15 protein-coding genes are annotated in these 17,922 nt (G+C 66.4%); 1 reads left to right on the top strand and 14 read right to left on the bottom strand.

The window, feature by feature from the left end; translation table 11 throughout:
- Positions 1 to 2: 2 nt before the first annotated feature.
- From J2S45_RS05250 to J2S45_RS05195, 12 genes are all read right to left on the bottom strand, one after another.
- A complete protein-coding gene (locus J2S45_RS05250) occupies positions 3 to 1,895 on the bottom strand; it encodes a heavy metal translocating P-type ATPase (RefSeq protein ID WP_307634754.1) in 1,893 nt (630 codons plus the stop codon).
- Positions 1,896 to 1,976: 81 nt separating this feature from the next.
- Positions 1,977 to 2,513: a nucleoside/nucleotide kinase family protein gene (locus tag J2S45_RS05245; RefSeq protein ID WP_307634753.1), complete on the bottom strand. Its 537-nt coding sequence runs from the start codon at positions 2,511 to 2,513 to the stop codon at positions 1,977 to 1,979.
- The gene (aroB, locus tag J2S45_RS05240; protein ID WP_307634752.1) at positions 2,510 to 4,060 is read right to left on the bottom strand and encodes a 3-dehydroquinate synthase; all 1,551 of its coding nucleotides are present in this window, start codon (positions 4,058 to 4,060) and stop codon (positions 2,510 to 2,512) included. The genes J2S45_RS05245 and aroB overlap by 4 nt, the downstream gene beginning before the upstream one ends.
- A complete protein-coding gene (aroC, locus tag J2S45_RS05235; RefSeq protein ID WP_296929630.1) occupies positions 4,060 to 5,271 on the bottom strand; it encodes a chorismate synthase in 1,212 nt (403 codons plus the stop codon). Before aroC ends, aroB begins: the two co-directional genes overlap by 1 nt.
- Before the next feature lie 43 nt (positions 5,272 to 5,314).
- The gene (locus tag J2S45_RS05230; protein ID WP_296929628.1) at positions 5,315 to 5,869 is read right to left on the bottom strand and encodes a prepilin peptidase; all 555 of its coding nucleotides are present in this window, start codon (positions 5,867 to 5,869) and stop codon (positions 5,315 to 5,317) included.
- 106 nt (positions 5,870 to 5,975) lie between these two features.
- Positions 5,976 to 6,695, bottom strand: coding sequence for a hypothetical protein (locus J2S45_RS05225; protein ID WP_307634751.1), 720 nt, complete (start codon positions 6,693 to 6,695; stop codon positions 5,976 to 5,978).
- Positions 6,647 to 7,801: an endolytic transglycosylase MltG gene (gene mltG / locus J2S45_RS05220; protein ID WP_270974523.1), complete on the bottom strand. Its 1,155-nt coding sequence runs from the start codon at positions 7,799 to 7,801 to the stop codon at positions 6,647 to 6,649. The genes J2S45_RS05225 and mltG overlap by 49 nt, the downstream gene beginning before the upstream one ends.
- 1 nt (position 7,802) lies before the next feature.
- Complete coding sequence (gene ruvX, locus J2S45_RS05215) at positions 7,803 to 8,261, bottom strand: Holliday junction resolvase RuvX (protein ID WP_270974522.1); 459 nt, start codon at positions 8,259 to 8,261, stop codon at positions 7,803 to 7,805.
- A gap of 3 nt (positions 8,262 to 8,264) precedes the next feature.
- Positions 8,265 to 10,931 carry an alanine--tRNA ligase gene (gene alaS, locus J2S45_RS05210; RefSeq protein ID WP_307634750.1) on the bottom strand — a complete coding sequence of 889 codons (2,667 nt, stop codon included), beginning with the start codon at positions 10,929 to 10,931 and terminating at the stop codon, positions 8,265 to 8,267.
- Positions 10,932 to 10,982: 51 nt separating this feature from the next.
- A complete protein-coding gene (locus tag J2S45_RS05205) occupies positions 10,983 to 11,342 on the bottom strand; it encodes a DUF948 domain-containing protein (protein ID WP_307634749.1) in 360 nt (119 codons plus the stop codon).
- A gap of 63 nt (positions 11,343 to 11,405) precedes the next feature.
- A complete protein-coding gene (gene rpsD, locus J2S45_RS05200; RefSeq protein ID WP_270974519.1) occupies positions 11,406 to 12,026 on the bottom strand; it encodes a 30S ribosomal protein S4 in 621 nt (206 codons plus the stop codon).
- A gap of 120 nt (positions 12,027 to 12,146) precedes the next feature.
- Positions 12,147 to 13,481 (bottom strand): replication-associated recombination protein A, encoded by a 1,335-nt coding sequence (locus J2S45_RS05195; protein WP_270974518.1) that lies wholly within the window; start codon positions 13,479 to 13,481, stop codon positions 12,147 to 12,149.
- 115 nt (positions 13,482 to 13,596) lie between these two features.
- Between J2S45_RS05195 and J2S45_RS05190 the strand changes: the two genes are divergently transcribed.
- Positions 13,597 to 16,086 (top strand): MMPL family transporter, encoded by a 2,490-nt coding sequence (locus tag J2S45_RS05190; RefSeq protein WP_307634748.1) that lies wholly within the window; start codon positions 13,597 to 13,599, stop codon positions 16,084 to 16,086.
- On the opposite strand, the gene J2S45_RS05185 is transcribed toward J2S45_RS05190, so the two are convergent.
- The gene (locus J2S45_RS05185) at positions 16,070 to 17,200 is read right to left on the bottom strand and encodes a hypothetical protein (RefSeq protein WP_307634747.1); all 1,131 of its coding nucleotides are present in this window, start codon (positions 17,198 to 17,200) and stop codon (positions 16,070 to 16,072) included. The genes J2S45_RS05190 and J2S45_RS05185 overlap by 17 nt on opposite strands.
- Positions 17,197 to 17,910 carry a GNAT family N-acetyltransferase gene (locus tag J2S45_RS05180; protein ID WP_307634746.1) on the bottom strand — a complete coding sequence of 238 codons (714 nt, stop codon included), beginning with the start codon at positions 17,908 to 17,910 and terminating at the stop codon, positions 17,197 to 17,199. The genes J2S45_RS05185 and J2S45_RS05180 overlap by 4 nt, the downstream gene beginning before the upstream one ends.
- Between the last annotated feature and the right edge of the window lie 12 nt (positions 17,911 to 17,922).

Here is a 17,922-nt window from a genome sequence, read left to right as displayed (position 1 = left end):
CGCTATGAGACGAGATCGGACGCGGCGGGCGTCCTTCGCCCACATTCGGGCTTCGTTTCGACGACGACGCCGGCCATCCGCTCGCTCAGCTCGCGCTCCGTCCGCGACGGGCGCGCTGCCAGCAACGCCCACAGAATGCACGCCAGGTCCACGAGTTCCTGCATCCACGCACCGACAAAAGCGGGCATGACTCCAGTTGCGCCGATCACCATGAGGACCACCGAGAACGCGACACCGATCGCGATGGCCTGCCACGCCACGCGCATCGTGCGCTTGCCGACGAGCAGGAGGCGGGCCAGACGCGAGAGATCGTCAAGCATGATGACGACGTCGGCGCTCTCCACTGCGGCTGCCGATCCGCGCGCACCCATCGCAACGCCCACGTCGGCCGCCGCGAGCACAGGGGCGTCGTTGACGCCGTCTCCGACCATGAGCACCGGCTTGGGACCCATCGAGGTGACGGCCCGAACCTTGTCTTCGGGAAGGAGGCCGCCCCGCACGTCGGCGATGCCAAGTTCGCTGGCCACCCGGCGCGCGGTGTCCTCGGCGTCGCCCGTGAGCATAACGGTGTGGTCCACACCTATGGCGCCGATCGCTTTCAGTGCGGTAGGGGTCTCGGGGCGTATCGGATCGGAGAGCTCAACGTGACCCGCGAGTTCGCCGTCGACGGAGACGAAGATTGCCGTGAATCCGGGGCGAGCCTCAACGGGGGCGGGCTCGTCTACGTCCATGACGAAGCCATATTTTCCGACCTTGACCTGCCGGCCCTCCACACGGGCTACGACGCCCTGGGCGGGAACGTCGCGGGCCTGCTCGGGCTCGGCCACGTCCCCCGCAGCGGCCACGATCGCTTGCGCGAGCGGATGCGAAGAATAATACTCGGCGCTGGCCGCCAAGCGCAGCATGTCCTCCGGCATCGTGCTGACCACGTCCGTGATCTGCGGCTGGCCCATCGTCAGCGTGCCGGTCTTGTCAAAGGCGACCGAGGCCACCTTGGCGATCTGCTCAATCGTGCCCGCGTTCTTGATGATCATGCCGCCGCGGGCCGCGCGTGACATACCGGCCATGAAGGCAACCGGCGCCGCGATGATGAGCGGGCACGGGGTGGCCACCACGAGCACCTGGGCGAAGCGCATCGGGTCACCCGTGACTGTCCATGCCACCCCGGCGATGATAAAGGCGATGATAGTAAAGGGAAGTGCGACCCGGTCGGCAAGGCGCACGAACGGAGCCTTGGACTCGCGCGCCTCTTCCACGAGCGAGACGATGCGCTGGTACTGCGAATCGGCGGCCACCGCGCGGGCACGCACCTCGATCGCGTCCGCGTCGTTCATCGAACCTGCAAGCAGCATGTCGCCCGCGGCGTGTTTGACCGGCATCGACTCACCCGTCAGCTGGCTCTCGTCCAACAGCGCCGAGTCCGACAGCAACACGGCGTCGACCGGAACCGCCTCATGGGGACGGACCACGAGCTCGTCACCCACCGCCACGTCGTCGACGGCGATTTCCTGGATGCCGCCGGCGCTCTTGCGGTAGGCGGTGGTCGGGGCGCCCTCGAGCAACGCGGTTAGCTCCGCGCTCGCGCGGCCCTCGGCGTAGTCCTCGAGTGCCTCGCCGCCCGTGAGCATGAGGCACACGACGAGCGCGGCCCAGTACTCGCCCACAGCCACAGTGGAAGCGATCGCCGTTACGGCAAGGATGTCAATGCCGAAGCTGTGCTCGCGCAAAGTGTCGATCATCCCCTTCAGCTGGAGGGCAGCGATGACGGCAGCGACCGCGGAGACGAGCACCCGCGCGGCGGGTTCATTACCCATCGCAGTGAGGGCGACGCCGATGAGCGCCACGACGCCAATGACCGCGACGAGCGGATACCGGGATACAAATTTCTTAACCACACCCTCATCGTATTCTGGAATAACTCCAATAACAACGAAGGTAAGGCGATCCTTAAGAAGGTAAACCTTCACAAAGCCGGGCTAAACAAGCGCAACAAGCTCGCGCGCCACGTCGGCAGCTTCTCGCTTTGTTGTATCAAATGTGTAGTGGGCGACGGCGTCGTAAACCTCATCGCGCGCGGCCAGCATAAGCCGGAATTCCTTGCGCGGCATGACCATCGTGGCCGAGCGCTGACCGATGAGTCCGTTGCGGGTCACCAGGGTCGACAGGTCGGCCGTCAGCTTGACCACGGTTCCCGCGTCGCGCAGGCGTGCGCGCACAAGTGCGGCCTTCGTCGGTTCCTCCAGACTCTCCCCCAGCGCGTCCGATGGGATGGCGAGCGCCCAACGTCCGGTCGGATCCGCCTCGACATCGTCAAGGAAATCATCGAGCGCGCGCGCCACCAGAGCCTTGCGCCGCTCCGGCTTGAGGAGCACGTAGAAGTCCTCCAGCGTGTAGCCCTGCGATCCGGCAACCGCGGCGTCAACATCAGCCGCCGTGAATCCCGCCTTCGCCAACTCACGCACGATCGCGGACTTGCCGGTGCCGGAGGCCCCGATCAGGAAGATTGCACTCACAGGCCCACCTCCGCAAAGGCCGCCTCGAGCTGACCGGGGGTGGGAAACAGGATCTCGGGCGCGCCCAGCTCCCGCAAGACGACGAAGCGGAGCTTGCCATCGCGGACCTTCTTATCCGAGAACATGATGTTGACCAACTCCTCGCGGCTCGCGCCCGCGTACGTAGTGGGAAGGCCGAGCATGGACAGGATCCGGCGGTGATGCTCGGCCAGCCCCGCCGGTCCGACTCCCGCCGCCTCCGAAAGCGCCGCGGCAAACACGCAGCCGACCGCCACCGCCTCGCCGTGACGGACCCGGTATCCAGAGGAGGCCTCGATCGCGTGGGCCAGCGTATGGCCATAGTTGAGGAACTCACGCCGCCCCGACTCACGCAGGTCACCGGATACGATGTCGGCCTTGACCTGGACGCTACGGGAGATGAGTGCGAAGCGCTGCGCCTCGGCGTCGCCGGCCTCAATGATGGTCAAGATCTCCCGGTCCGCGATCATGCCGCACTTGGCCACCTCTCCCATGCCGGCTCGAAGCTCAGCGGGATCCAGGGTGGCAAGGGTGTCCAGGTCGCAGAAGACGCCCAGCGGGGGATGGAACGCCCCCACGAGGTTCTTGCCGTGCTCCGTGTTGATCCCCGTCTTGCCACCCACGGCCGCATCCACCATGCCCAGGAGCGTGGTGGGGACGTGGATGACCGACACACCCCGCAGCCACGTGGCCGCAAGGAAGCCGCCCAGGTCGGTCGTTGCTCCCCCACCGACCGCAATGACAACGCCGTCGCGACCGATGTGCGCCTCCCCCGCGGCGCGCCAACCGCGCTCTAAGACCTGCGCCGTCTTCGCCTCCTCGCCGCGCGGTAGCCTGAAGGTGGCTGTGGGGACATCGGAAATTGTCAGCTCGGTGATGATCGGTTGGGCGTAGCGCTCCACGTCCTCGTCGAACACCACCAGCGCGCGAGACTTCGTGGCCGCCAGCTTGACGACGTCCGAGGCGAGCGCGTGTCCGATCACCACCTCGTAGTCCTGACCTGCCACCGCAATGCGCCTGTAGGGAGCCTCCAAGTGATTCACCACCTCATCAACGACGCGGGCCACGGGGCGCGCGTCAGAAAGAACAACATAATTGGCAACGCAGTGGTAAAGCGTCGAGCGATGGCGTCGTAGATTCCTGATCTGGAGCGCAGGGTCTGCACGCAACAACGGACGCACGGTCCGCGAGCGGCTCACCCGCCGGGTCAGCTCCTCGTCCGTAGCCTCAATGAGGATGACATGCTGGTCGGAGAGCAGGCGGCGCGTGCGATCGTGCAGGATTGCACCACCCCCGAGCGCGAGGATACCGTCGAACTCACGGCAGGCCCATTCGATCGCGTCGGCCTCGATCTCGCGAAAGGCGGCCTCGCCCTCGCTATCGAAGATAGCGGCAACGCTACGTCCGGTGCGGGCCGCGACGAGCTCGTCGGAGTCGCGAAAGTCGAGCCCGAGTGCCGCGGCGACGCGCCTGCCCACCGTTGACTTGCCGGCGCCGGGCATGCCGATAAAGATCGCGCGTGGCCCCATTACCTACGAACCTCGTCGATCGAGTGCCACCACGAGTCCAGGTTGCGCCGGATCTCGGCCAGCGAATCGCCGCCGAACTTCTCCACGAGCGCTTCGGCCAGCACAAGCGCCACCATCGCCTCCGCGATGACGGCCCCAGGAACGACGGCCGTGGTGTCGGAACGCTGGTGAAGCGCGGTGGCTGCCTCCCCAGTCGCGACGTCAATGGTACGCAGCGCACGCGGGACGGTTGAAATCGGCTTGTAGGCCACACGCACCACGATCGGCTCGCCGTTCGACATGCCTCCCTCGATGCCTCCGGCCCGGTTGGTCAGCCTGTGGAGGCTCCCGCCTTCACGAACGATCTCGTCGTGTGCCTCCGATCCGCGCCGCCGGGCCGTATCGAAGCCGTCTCCGATCTCCACGCCCTTGACCGCCTGAATCGACATGAGAGCGCCGGCGAGCCGCCCGTCCAGGCGATCCTGCCCACGCACGTGCGTGCCCAGTCCCTGCGGGACTCCCCAAGCCGCGACCTCCACGACGCCGCCGAGCGTATCCGCGTCCTTCTTCGCCGCGTCGACCTCGGCGCGAAAGGCGGCTGCGAGCTCGGTGTTCAGCTGGCGCACGTCGCATCCGTCGAGGGCGGGAGCATCCTCAGGCGTCGGTAGACTCAGGCCCTCCCCGCGGACGGCGCCCACTTCCACCACGTGGGAGACGATCCGGGTACCCGCGGCCTGGGCGAGGAGTTGTTTGGCAAGCTCGCCGAGCGCGACCCGTGCGGCGGTCTCGCGCGCCGAGGCGCGCTCGAGCACCGGGCGGGCGGAATTAAAGCCGTACTTGTTCATGCCCACCAGGTCCGCGTGCCCCGGGCGCGGCCTCGTGAGCGGCTTGTTGCGGGAGACCTCGCGTTCGTCGCCGGTGCCGGCGTCGATGAGGAGAGCCTCGGGCGCGACCGGGTCCGCGCTCATGACGGTGGACCACTTGGGCCACTCCGAGTTGCCGATCTCGAGTGCGATGGGCGAGCCGAGAGTCTGGCCGTGCCGGATCCCGGACAGGATCCTCAGCTCGTCCTGCTCGAACTGCTGCCTGCTGCCGCGCCCGTAGCCGAGCCGCCGACGCCACAGGGCGTGCTTGATATCCTCACTGGTGACCCGGACACCTGCCGGCATGCCCTCGAAGAGGGCCACCAGCGCCGGGCCGTGGGACTCACCTGCCGTACTCCACCGAATCATGCCTCCTATTGTGCCATCTTGCGCCGCCCGGCGCCCGACCAGCTCACGCGAGGGTGAAGGCCAGGAAGGATCCGGCCACAAGCCACGGGCCTAGCGCATGGCGGGAACGTAGCGTCACGTGCGCCACGAGTGAACGCCCGAGCACGTAGAACACGTGCAGGGCGAAGCTCACGCAGACCATGACGAGCGCGCCGCGAGGGTCCCAGATGGAATTCCACAGGCTCGCCACCGCGATAAGGCGGGCGTCGCCCATCCCCATCAGCCTGCCGCGCGTGAAGATTGAGACCGCGAGCATCGGCAGAGCGATCGCCGCGCCAATCAGCAGGTTTGGCCACGGCGCGCCCGCGGCCATGAAGGCGAGAACAGCGATTAAACCTGCCAGGTGCGTCCAGTTCTTCAAAAGCACGTGGTGACGGGCGTCGATCACGGCATTGATGGCGAGCGGCGGGTAAAAGAGGGCGGCGAAAACCGCAGGCAACCACCACTGCGGTTGCCCCGCCCAGACCGTGCCGGCAACCCACGCCGAGGTGAGCGCGCTCGCGCACACGAGGAGCGCGGCCTGGCGGTTCGTCATCGAGTTGTAAAGAAGCGGATGCATGCCCTCAGGCTAGCGATTCCCACCACCGTGCCTCGGCGTTATCCACAGGGGTCGCGCGCCGGCTACGGAGCAACTATGGACCGGCGAGCACCCCTCGCGCGTGTCCCTATATCTCGAGTATCGCTTCGACGCCGACGTTTTTGCCCGTCAGCACCCGGATCTGATCCTGACGTTGCCGCGCGTTAACCTCGCGCGCCGCGATCACCCGGCCATCGGCCCCGCTCCACGCACCGGCGACGTCGACCACGGCACTCGGCACCGCTTGCACTCGACCGGGCACCGTCTGGACAAGCAGATCGAGGCGTTGCCCCGCCAGCGCAGCGGGCGCTACGAGGTCGACGTCGACGTTCATCCTGTGCGCGGCGCTCACCGCGAGACCCGGCACCTCGGCCGCGACGAGGACCCGGTAACGATGCTGGACGAGAGCCGCGACCGCGCAGGCCGCCGTCGCCCCCGAGCCCACAATGGCGGCCAGGCGCGTGCCACCGCCGGAGTGCACGCCGAGGTGGGCGTCCAAGGTCCGACCGAGCGCGCCGGGCAGGGCGGCGAAGCCAACCGCCATCCGCTCGCTGCCCATCGGCTGAAAAACGAGTGTATCGATCGCGCCCACGCCCTTCGCGAGCCCGTCAATGGCGTCACAGGCCTCCCGTAAGGCCGGGTTGGGGTCGACCGCGAACGCCATCCCGGTGCCCGGAAAATCGAGCCGCACGGCGCCCAGCTCAACCACCTCGGCGCAGGCGAGGCGGAACGGTGCCGGATCAAGTCCGACGACGCCGATCAACGAGCGCTCTCTGACGCGCCTGAATCCGGGTGATCGGCCACCCACTTGCGAAGCTCTTCCACGTTGGCGTTGTGCTCGTCAAGGGTGGTGGCGAACTTCGTCTCGCCGGTGTCGAGGTTGACGGTGACGAAGTAGAGCCAGTTGCCCGCGGGCGGGTTCGCCGAGGCCTTGATGACCTCGATGCTCGGATTCGAGATCGCGGTGGGCGGCAGGCCTGGGTGAAGATAGGAGTTGTACGGGTTATCGTCCGCGAGGTCCTCTCGGGTGGGAACGCCGCCGGACTTGCCCACGCCGAATAGGACAGTGGAGTCCATCTGGAGACGTCCATTGACCTCGCCCTTGTCCGCTAGCCGGTTCTCGATCACCCGCGCCACCTGCGCGTAATAATCTGGCCAGTTCACCTCGCGCTCTACGATCGAGGCGACAATGATGGTGCGGGCCCAATTCTCGCGCGCGATTCCGGAGGCCTGGAGCTCGCTGACCCGCTTCGCAACCATGGCGGCCAGTGCCTGACGCGCCGAGGTGTCCGGGGCGAAGGAGTACGTCACGGGCGAGAGCCAGCCCTCCACGGAGCCATCCGCCTCGGCGGGCAAGCCGAGCGCCTCGGTGTCCGCCAACGCGCTTTCAACCTCGGCCGCATCGTAGCCCATCACGTTGACGAGCCGATCCGAGACCTGTTGGACGGTGAAACCCTCCGGGATGGAGATCGTCATCTCGGCGCGGGAGGCGGGGTCGAGCAGGGCCGCGAGGGCGGCCACCGCCGACATCTTGCTCTTAAGCTTGTATGATCCGGCTTGGATCGATGAGGCCCTCCGGTCGGCTTGGAAGGCGTCCACGAAGGCACGCTCGGAGGCCACGACGTCGCCGGCCAGGAGGATCGCCGCGATATCACGACCCGTCGAGCCCTCCGGGATCGTCACGATGACCTCGCCACTGCCCTCACCCTCATAGTCTTGCGCGGTCGGTCGATCGAGGGAAAGAAGAGACTGGACGTGCGGAAGGGCCACTACAGCCGACATGACCAGGAGCGCGACCGCCACGAACGTCACCACCGCGGTCCGCAGACCCCGCTTACGTCTGTGCGTGGCGCGTTCGCCTGCGCCCTTGGCCTTTGCCTGTTTATCCGGGAGCTTATCGAAAAGCTGTGACACGTTATTCCTCCGCAGTTAGCACCAGCTCTGGCACGCGACCGCTCACGCGTTCCTGTTCCAGCGCACTTTCCAAAATGATAACCGCTGCCGCTTGGTCGACCACATGCCGATGGGTTATTTCCCTACGTCCGGCCTCGTGAAGCTGACGATGAGCCTGAACCGTGCTGAGTCGTTCGTCCTGCATCCGTACCGCGACGGGTGAGATTCGCCGCGCAAGCCGCCGCGCCCACGCCCGGGCGACTCTCGCCGACTTGCCCTCGCTGCCATCCATGTTGAGCGGCAGTCCGACGATCACCTCGAGCGCGTCAGCCTCACGCACCATCTTCGCCACGGCGTCGACATCGCCCCTACCGCTTCGCAGAGTCGCCACTGGCGTGGCGAGGATCCCCGCCGAATCGCTCCGGGCGACGCCGATGCGCGCGGCACCGACGTCGACCCCGAATCGTATACCTATCCTCACGGCCTAGCCGATCTGAGCGAAGATGGCCTCGAGCGCTTCCTTGATCTTCGCTGGATCCTGGCCGCCGCCCTGCGCCATGTCGTCCTTGCCGCCGCCTCCTCCGCCGAGGATCTTCGCGGCGACCGAGACGAGCTTACCGGCCTTGATGCCATGCTCGCGGGCTGCCTCGTTCGTGGCGATGACGACCGAGGGTCGGCCCTTGGACACGGCGGTCAGCGCGACGACGGCCGGCGCCGCGCCGAGCCGCTCGCGGATCTGGGCGGCCAGCTGACGCACCTGGTTCGGGTCGGCGTCGGTGCCGAAGTCGTGGATGACGGCGGTGATGCCATGTGCCTGGCGGCGTCGCTCGATGAGCTCGGACAGGCTGGCCGTCAGCTTCTCGGTGCGAAGCGTGTCAAGATCCTTCTCGGCCTTGCGCAACTTGGCAATGAGCGACTCGATATGCTCGGGCAGCTCCTCGGGACGCACGTGGGTCATTGTCGAAAGCTGGGAGACGAGCGCGCGCTCCTTCGCACCCTCGGCGTAGGCTCCGCGGCCGACGAGCGCCTCCACGCGACGCACGCCCGAGCCGATAGAGGACTCGCCCAGGATGGACACGAGGCCGATTTCGCCCGTGTCGCCCACGTGGGTGCCGGCGCACAGCTCGCGCGACCAGTCCCCGCCGATCGAGACGACGCGGACCTCCTTGCCATACTTCTCGCCGAAGAGGGCCATCGCTCCAAGCGCCTTGGCTTCCTCCAGGCCCATGATCTGATCGGTGACCGCCAGGTTCTCCTGCAGCTTGCGGTTGACCTCGGCCTCGATCGCCGATAGGTCGGCCGCCGAGACCTGGGAGCCGTGGCGGAAGTCGAAACGCATGCGCGAGGGCGCATTCTCCGAGCCCGCCTGGGTGGCCTCCGGGCCGAGCACCTCGTGGAGCACCTCGTGAACCATGTGGGTCGAGGTGTGAGCGCGGGCAATCTGCTCGCGCCGATCCGCGTCGATCTGGGAGTAGACGGCGTCGTCAAGCGCGACCGAACCCTCGGTCAGCGTGGCGCGGTGCACGAAAAGTCCCTTGATCGGCATCTGCACGTCGCCCACCTCGAGAAGACCGCCGCCCGCAACCGTAATCGTTCCGTGGTCGGCAAGCTGGCCACCCTGCTCGGCCCAGAACGGGGTCTGGTCGAGCACGACGTCGACCTGCGCCGGCGCCTCCGCGAACGGCACGGGCTGGCCATCACGCAAGATGGCGACCACCTTGCCGTCGGCGGAGTAGTCGGTGTAGCCGAGGAAACGCGTCGCTCCCCCGGAGCGCTCCTCAATCTTGTGATACACGGAGGCGTCCACGTGGCCCGTCTTCTTCGCCAACGCATCGGCGCGGGCGCGGTCCTTCTGCTCCTGCATGAGGGTGCGGAAGCCCTCCTCGTTGACCTCAACGCCGGCTTCGTGTGCCATTTCGAGCGTGAGGTCGATCGGGAAGCCGTAGGTGTCGTGGAGGGTGAAGGCAGTCTGGCCGGGCAGCTCCTTCTTCTCAGCCTTCGCCTGGCGCACCGCGTCGTTGAAGATCTGGGTGCCGGACTCGAGCGTGCGGCGGAAGGCCTCCTCCTCGCCGTAGGCGATCCGGGATATCCGACCGAAGTCCGTCTCCAACTCTGGGTAGGACTCCTTCATCACGTTCATCGACGCCGGTAGCAGCGTCGGAAGAGCCATCTCCTCGTAGCCAAGCAATCGCACCGAGCGGACCGCGCGGCGGATGAGGCGGCGAAGCACGTAGCCGCGCCCGTCGTTGCCGGGGCGCACGCCGTCGCCGATGAGCATGAGCGCCGAACGGACGTGGTCGGCGACGATGCGCATGCGCACGTCGTCTTCTTCGTCCGCGCCGTACTTCTTACCCGTCAGCTCTTCGGTGGCGGCGATGACGGGGTAGACCTCGTCGATCTCGTACATGTTCTTCTTGCCCTGAAGCAGGTAGGCGATGCGCTCCAGGCCCGCGCCCGTATCGATGGCGGTCTTGTCGAGCTTGCCAAGTAGCGGGTAATCGTTACCCGTGCCCTCCCCACGCATGAACTCGTCGAAGACGAGATTCCAGATCTCCAGGTAGCGATCCCCGCCCGGGTCTACGTTTCCGCCCACGGCCTCCGGCCCGAAGTCGGGGCCGCGGTCGTAATGGATCTCGGCGCAGCCACCGGCGGGACCCGGCTGGCCCGTGGACCAGAAGATCTCCTCGCGCGGGAGCCTCACCACGTGCTTCGGATCGAGGCCCACCACCTCCGTCAGGTGGCGATAGGAGACCTCGTCCTCTTCCCAGATCGTCACCCACAAGCGATCCTTCTCCAGGCCGTAGCCACCCTCGTCCACCGAGGTGGTCAGCAACCCGAATGCGAGGTCGATCGCGCCTTCCTTAAAGTAATCGCCGAAGGAGAAGTTGCCGCACATCTGGAAGAACGTGCCGTGACGGGTGGTGCGCCCCACGTTATCGATATCGTTCGTGCGGATGCACTTTTGGACCGAGGCCACGCGCGGGAACGGAGCCTCCTCCGTGCCGACGATGTACGGAATGAAGGGCACCATGCCAGCAATCGTGAAAAGGATAGAGGGATCCGGGGACACGAGCGGAACAGACTCGGCAATCTCGTGGTCGTGCTTGGCGAAGTAATCGAGCCAGCGGCGACGAATCTCAGAGGTACGCATTGAACTCCCATCTTAAAGCGCCCAACCATCGTAGGCGCCGAGAAAAATGACTTAGGGCTTCTTGGTGCCGAAGGCGTCGCGCACCTTCTCGACACCCTTGCGCGCGGCGAGGAAGGGCGCGCCAACAGTGGAGGTAACCAAGGTGGTCATGGCCGAGATGTCCTCGCTCGTGCGGGCGGCCGCCTCGGTGATCGCGTCAAGCTTCTGGACCTGCAGGTTCGCCCCGGCCACTGTCTGGGCCGCCTCGTCGATAGCGGGTAGCGTGTGCTCGGTCAGCTCCCGCAGGGATTCGGTCAGGCGGTCGAGCACGTAACACAGCTTGCGTAGCGGCCTGATCGAGAAATAGACGAGTACGAGGAAGCCGAGGGCGGCCAGTAGCCCGGCGATCTGTCCAAGAGAAATGTCTGCCATAGGGATAGCTTAACCGGAAATGACAACGCGCCACGGCTTGCCGCGGCGCGTTGTCCGGAGGTTCTATCGCGAGTAGTGCTCGACGACCATCTGCACGTCACACGTGACCGGAACTTCGGCACGCTTCGGACGGCGAACCAGCTCGGCGCGGAGCTTGGTCAGGTCAACGCTGAGGTACTCGGGCACGGAGGGCAGAACGTCGGCGTGCTGGCCCTGGGCCGCCACCATGAACTGCGGGGAGGCCTGCGAGCGCGGCTTGATCTGGATGACCTGGCCGGGCTTGACGCGGAAGGACGGGCGATCCACGAGCTTGCCGTCAACGAGGACGTGGCGGTGGACAACGACCTGGCGGGCCTGGGCGATCGTGCGGGCGAAGCCGGAGCGAAGCACGAGGGCGTCGAGACGCATCTCGAGGAGCTCGACCAGGTTCTCACCGGCCATGCCCTCCATGCGGCGGGCCTCGTCCCAGGTCTTGCGAAGCTGAGCCTCGCGGATGCCGTACTGGGCGCGCAGGCGCTGCTTCTCCTTCAGACGGATCGAGTAGTCGGATTCCTTCACCCGGCCGCGTCCGTGCTCTCCGGGGCGGTAGGGGCGGCGCTGCATAAGGCGCTCCGCCTTCGGGGTCAGGGCAATGCCGAGGGCGCGCGATTCGCGCACCGACTTACGTGAACGGTTTCCAGCCATAACAACTCTCCTGTCGACTCATGGCGTGCAATGCACGGGACCAACAACTAGCGGCTAAGGTCCCAGGATGAACTCCGCACGGGAGTGTCGCCTCGATGAGGCAACCGTGACATAGTAGCACTACTGTCCGCGCAAAATCGCCTTGATCCGTTCCAACCGAGACGTGATATTGGCCTCGTAGCCGCGGTTGAGTGGCTCGTAGTAGGTGGTCCCCACCAGCTCGTCGGGCAGGTACTGCTGGGCGACGACGCCGTCCGGGTCGTCATGCGGATACTGGTAGGGCACATTGCGGCCCGTCGAGTCAGCTGCCAGCCGGGATGACTTCACCGACTGGTCGCGCAGGTGGACGGGCACGGCTCCGATCTTGCCCGCCCGCACATCGGAGATAGCCTTGTTGATCGCCAGGTAGGCTCGATTGGACTTCGGCGCGGTAGCCAGGTGCACCACGGCCTCGGCGAGGATGATCCGGGCCTCCGGCATGCCCACCAGCGCCACCGATTGCGCGGCCGCCGTGGCCGTCTGCAGCGCCGACGGGTCGGCCATGCCGATATCCTCCGCCGCCGAGATCATGAGTCGCCTGGCCACGAAACGCGGGTCCTCCCCCGCCTCAAGCATCCGCGCCAGGTAGTGAATTGCGGCGTCCACGTCAGAGCCCCGGATCGACTTAATGAAGGCGGAGATGACGTCGTAGTGCTGGTCGCCGTCGCGATCGTAACGCACGGCGTAGACGTCCACCGCCGCCTCGACGTCGGCAAGCGTGAGGTGGTCGCCCACGACGGCGGCCTCGAGAATCGTCAGCGACCGGCGCCCGTCGTTGCCGGCGAGACGGACGATCTCTGCCACCGCCTCGTCGTCGGCCTTCACCTTGCCGCCATAGCCGCGATCGTCGGCAAGCGCCCGTCGCACAAGGATTTCGATATCAGAGTCAGAAAGCGGGTGCAGGGTCAGAAGGAGGGAACGCGATAGCAGCGGCGAGATGACGGAAAAGGAGGGGTTCTCGGTCGTCGCGCCGATGAGGATCACCCAACCGTTTTCCACCGCCGGCAGCAGCGCATCCTGCTGTGTCTTAGAGAACCGGTGCACCTCATCAACGAAGAGGACGGTGTCGGTGCCGTCGGTGACGAGGTGGTCGCGCGCCTCGGCGATGACGGCCCGCAGCTCCTTGACACCCGCCGAGACGGCGGAGATCTCCACGAAGCGGCGGTTGCCCTGACGGGCCACGAGGTAGGCCAGGGTGGTCTTGCCAATCCCGGGCGGACCCCAGAGGAACACCGAGGCGGGCGCTCCCCCGCGATGAGGCTCGATGAGGCGGCGCAGCGGCTGCCCCGGCCCGAGCAGGTGGCTCTGGCCCACGACCTCATCGATGTTGCGCGGGCGCATGCGAACCGCGAGGGGCGCCAACGTATCCGCGGGCGTGCCGTCCTCGCTCATCGATTGGGCGTCAAAGAGATCCATGCCCCCAGCATATCCCTCGGCTACGACACTGAGCCGCAGCCGAGGGAGCCTTGCAAACTCGGGTGCCCCCTAGCGGCCAAGATTGGCATAATGGAGATATAGGAAAGGTGACGTCATGTTTGATCGGATCGGCCATGCCATCGCGCGCAGACCAAGGTTCTTCGTCCTCGCGTGGGTTCTTCTCCTCGCCCTCGGTGCCACCTCGGCACTGTGGGGGTTCGGCCAGGGCAACCTCTTCGAGCGCATGCAGTCCTCGGAATCGATGGTGCCGGGCACCGAGTCGGACGTCGTCATCCATAAGACGAACGCGGACACCGCCCCGGACTCCGCCGTCATCGTCGTCCAGGCAGTGAGCGACGCCGAGGTCTCATCCCAGGTCACCGACTTGCGCGACCAGCTCAATGCCATCCCCGGGGTCACGAAGGTGGTCGACCCCCTCGCGGTGGACAAGCAGTTCAGCGAAGGCGTCCAGCAAGCCACCGACGACGCCGTCGCCCAGGCCCTCGAGCAGAACCGCGACACGATCGAGGGCGCCGTTAGCCAGGCCGTCGCCCAGGCCGAGCCGCAGATCCAGCAGGCCGTCGCCGCCGCCGTGGCTCAATTCTCCGCCCAGTACCCGGGTGCGCCCACCGACGAGGTGGCCGCCCAGGCGCGCCAGCAGGCCACCGCCCAGGTTGAGGACCAGGCCCGGCAAGCCGCCACGGCCAACATCGAGGAAGAAGCCCGCAGCGCCGCCGCGCAAGAGGCGGCCAAGCAGACCAATCCCGCCAACAATCTGCGCAAGGATGACGGCTTCATCGTCAGCGTCGAGGCAGAGGCGGGCGCATCTCCCACCGACGATGTCCTGGCCGCCACCGCCACCTTCGAAAAGGCGATCCAAGCGGTCAACCCCGATGCGCATGCCGACGTCAGCTCCAGCGTCGTGTTTGAAAACGCGATTATGGACGTGGTCAAATCCGATCTCATCACCGGCGAGGCCGTAGGCCTGCCGATCGCCCTATTCCTCCTCGTCATCGTCTTCGGCAGCCTGCTCGCCGCAGGCATGCCGCTCATCGGGGCGCTGACTTCCATCGCGATCGGCATGGGCGCGCTGTGGGGCCTGACCCACGTGACGAACGTCGATTCCTTCGTGCTCAATATCATCTCCGTCATCGGCATGGCCCTTTCCATCGACTACGGTTTGCTCATCGTCTCGCGCTACCGCGAGGAGGTGGCCGAGCAGCTGGACAGGCGCGGGCTGGATCCGAATGCGTTACCGCAGGACGTGTCGGACATCGTCGCCAACGCGGTGGCCGCCACCGTGGCCACCGCGGGCCGCACGGTCTCCTTCTCAGCCTTGACCATCGCCTTCGCCATCTCCGGCCTGGCCTTCATGGAGGCGCCGATGCTGAAGATGATCGCCATCGGCGGCATCATCGTCACGGTCCTCGCGGTCTCCACCGCGGTCCTCATGGTCCCGGCCATGATCACGCTCCTCGGAGGCCGGCTCGTCCGCCCGTCCTGGCTCACACGCGTGCCCGTTTTCCGTACGATCGTGAAGAAGGTTGGGGACACGGCCTCCGACGAGGGCGCATTCTCGCGCCTGGCCGGCTGGGTTCACCGCCGCCCCTGGCCGATCCTCATCACCATCACCGCGGCGCTCATCCTCATGGCGATGCCCATCCGCGACCTGACGATGCGCTCGAACTTCATGGAGTACATCCCTGACCACACCAGCGCGGCGCGCGCCTATGAGGGCATGCAGGACTATCAGATCCTCGCCACGCCGTCGGTCACCGTCATTGCGGACACGAATCCCACCGACACCGCCGACCTCGTCAGCCACATCGAGCAGCTCGACGGGGTGGACTGGGTCCTACCCGCCGAGGAGATCGGCGACGGCGAAACCCTCATCAAGCTCCACATCGACGCCGCCGACCAGGTCGGCCCGGAGGTCACCGCCGCGGTCAAGGATCTGCGCTCCTACGACGCCGGCTACGACACCTACGTCGGCGGGGCGGCCGCACTGCAGCTGGACTTCACGAACTCGATCAAGGACGGAGCACCGATCGCCGTGGCGATGGTGGCGATCGCTGTGCTCGTTTTGCTCTTCCTCATGACCGGCTCGGTGATCGCACCGATCAAGGCGCTCATTGTCAACTCTTTGTCGCTCATCGCCGGCATGGGCGCAACCGTATTCGTCTTCGAACACGGCCTGCTCGGCCTTCCGCAGTCGGTGGGCTTGGAGACCTTCGTCGTCGCCGCCTCGGTCGCCTTCGGACTCGGGCTGGCGATGGATTACGAGGTCTTCCTCATCGCGCGCATCAAGGAATACTGGGACGCGGGCCATGATAACGACACCGCGGTCGAGATGGGCCTGCAGCGCTCAGGGCGCATCATCACCTCGGCGGCAGCCATCATCGTGGCGGTGTTCGTGGGCTTCATCTTCGGCGACATGTTGGCAATCAAGCAGGTGGGCGTGGCGCTGGCCATGATCGTCATCATCGACGCTTCACTCGTGCGCATGCTGCTCGTGCCAGCCACGATGACGCTATTGGGAAAGTGGAACTGGTGGGCGCCCCGCCCGCTGAAGAAGGTCTACGAAAAGTTCAAGATCGTCCACTGAGGTTCACTTTTTCCAGTGCCGTCGGCGTCGCACAGTAGGTGGCCTCGCTCAGCCAGCAGCTGGCCTCGGCCACGCGCTTCGCGGTTGTGAGGTCGAACGTGGCCACAACGGTCTGAGAACCGGTTCCGGCCACCGAGACGTACGGGTAGTCGAGTGCGGCGAGGCGTAGCGTCTCGGGTTGGATCGCGTCGAAGCTGAGCGTCTTCCCCTCGATTCTGAGCGCCTCCACGTTGGCGTATCCGGGGGCCACGGAATCGGTGAGAACCTGCTCGAAGCCGACTACTCGGGCGTCGTCGAAGACAAAGGCTCTGCTTTCCTCGAGCGCTTGTGCATCCTGGGCAATCTTCTCCAGCGTGGCCCGCGTCCAGCTTGGGCTGACGTTCATGTAGAGCACCGGGGTGACCTGGAAGCGCGCGGTCTCATTTCCGGCCAGGTCGAACAGGGTAAGCGTGCTCGGCTCGCTGCGGGCCCCCGCCTGCCCGGCCTCCACGACGACGAAACCATCGGCGAGAGGTTGGGCCACCGAGGCGATCCCAGCGGGGTTGAGCCATGGGGAATCGACGGTCAACACGCCCTCGTCGAGGAGGCGCTGGAGCGGCTCGGGGTAGGTGGTACCTGCGCGCTCGACCTTCGTGCCGTCCGGCAGGTAGGCGGTGCGCCCCTCGTAGCGGGCGAGCACCTGCGCGCTCGCGCCGAGCTGATCGAGCGGGGTATCGGCCTTCTCCTCGATGAGGACGACGCCGTCTTCCTCCCCGCGCGCATAGTAGGCCCTGTCCCCGGCCTGGCCGACGAAGGCGAGGTCGGAGCGGGCTACGGTCTGCCCGTCGCGGTCGACGAAGATCTGGGTTCCCGCCACGCACATCGCGCCCGAACCCGCTGCCACGCAGGATTGTGCCTCGTCGGCAAGGGTGACGCTCCACAGCTTCTTTCCCGCAGTGTCATAGCCCTCGATGGCCTGCCCGCGGGGCACGATAATGACGTCGCCCAGGTCGGCGAAATGCACTCCGTACATTCCGCCAACCGGGATAGACCATTCGACCTGCGCGCCGCCCGCCGAGCAGCCGGCAAGTGCAAGGGCGATACCGGGGAGCAACCCAAACGCGCGCGATCTCACGTGCCTCTCAGCTCCTCGAAGGGTTCGACGCGGCCGGAAATAATCGCGCCGTCGCGGGTGATGCCAAGCCGAGTGTAAAGGCGCATCGCGCCCTCATTCCAGGCCCACACGCCAAAGCGGATAAACTGGGCACGCTCGAGGGCAGCGTTCACGGCGCCAACCATCATCGCTCCCCCGTACCCGTTGCCACGATAGTCGGGAACGGTACCCAGGCCATGGAAGCCTACCGCGCCCCCGGTTCTCTCTGCCCCCATGACGGTGGCGATGTTGCCGTCGGGGGCGCGCAGGTAGAACCAGTCCAGCCGGTCCAGCTCCCCCACAGCGTCAGAGATTGGGTTGGAGGCGAGTAGCGCGGCGCGGATCTCCCCGCGTACCTCGGCCATCTCCTCACTCGCCGCGGCGCAGAACTCGACGCGCTCACAGTGCTCGACCGGGGCGAGCGGCTGATCAGCCCAGAAGAAGTCCCAGGCGTGTCCCCAGCTCGGGCCGAAGTGCTCGCGCAGGGGTTCGTCGAGGGCGCCGTAAACCTCGCGGTTGATCAACGTGTGGGCGGGCGCGACCCCGCGCCCGGCGAGCTCGACCAAAGCCGGTATCGCCGACCCGGGCTCACCGTAGACGATGAGCGTCGGGCCGGCATCACCGGCAAGGAGCAGCAGGCCAAGGCCGGGGCGTTCCTCGCGCTCGAGGACGTTCCCATCCCATGCGTTCAAGCGCCAGAACGC

It is taken from the genome of Trueperella abortisuis, from assembly GCF_030811095.1.
In the GTDB taxonomy this organism is placed as follows: Bacteria; Actinomycetota; Actinomycetes; order Actinomycetales; family Actinomycetaceae; genus Trueperella; species Trueperella abortisuis.
Note: the sequence above shows the minus strand (reverse complement) of the source record. Positions and strands in the feature narration are given on the sequence as shown.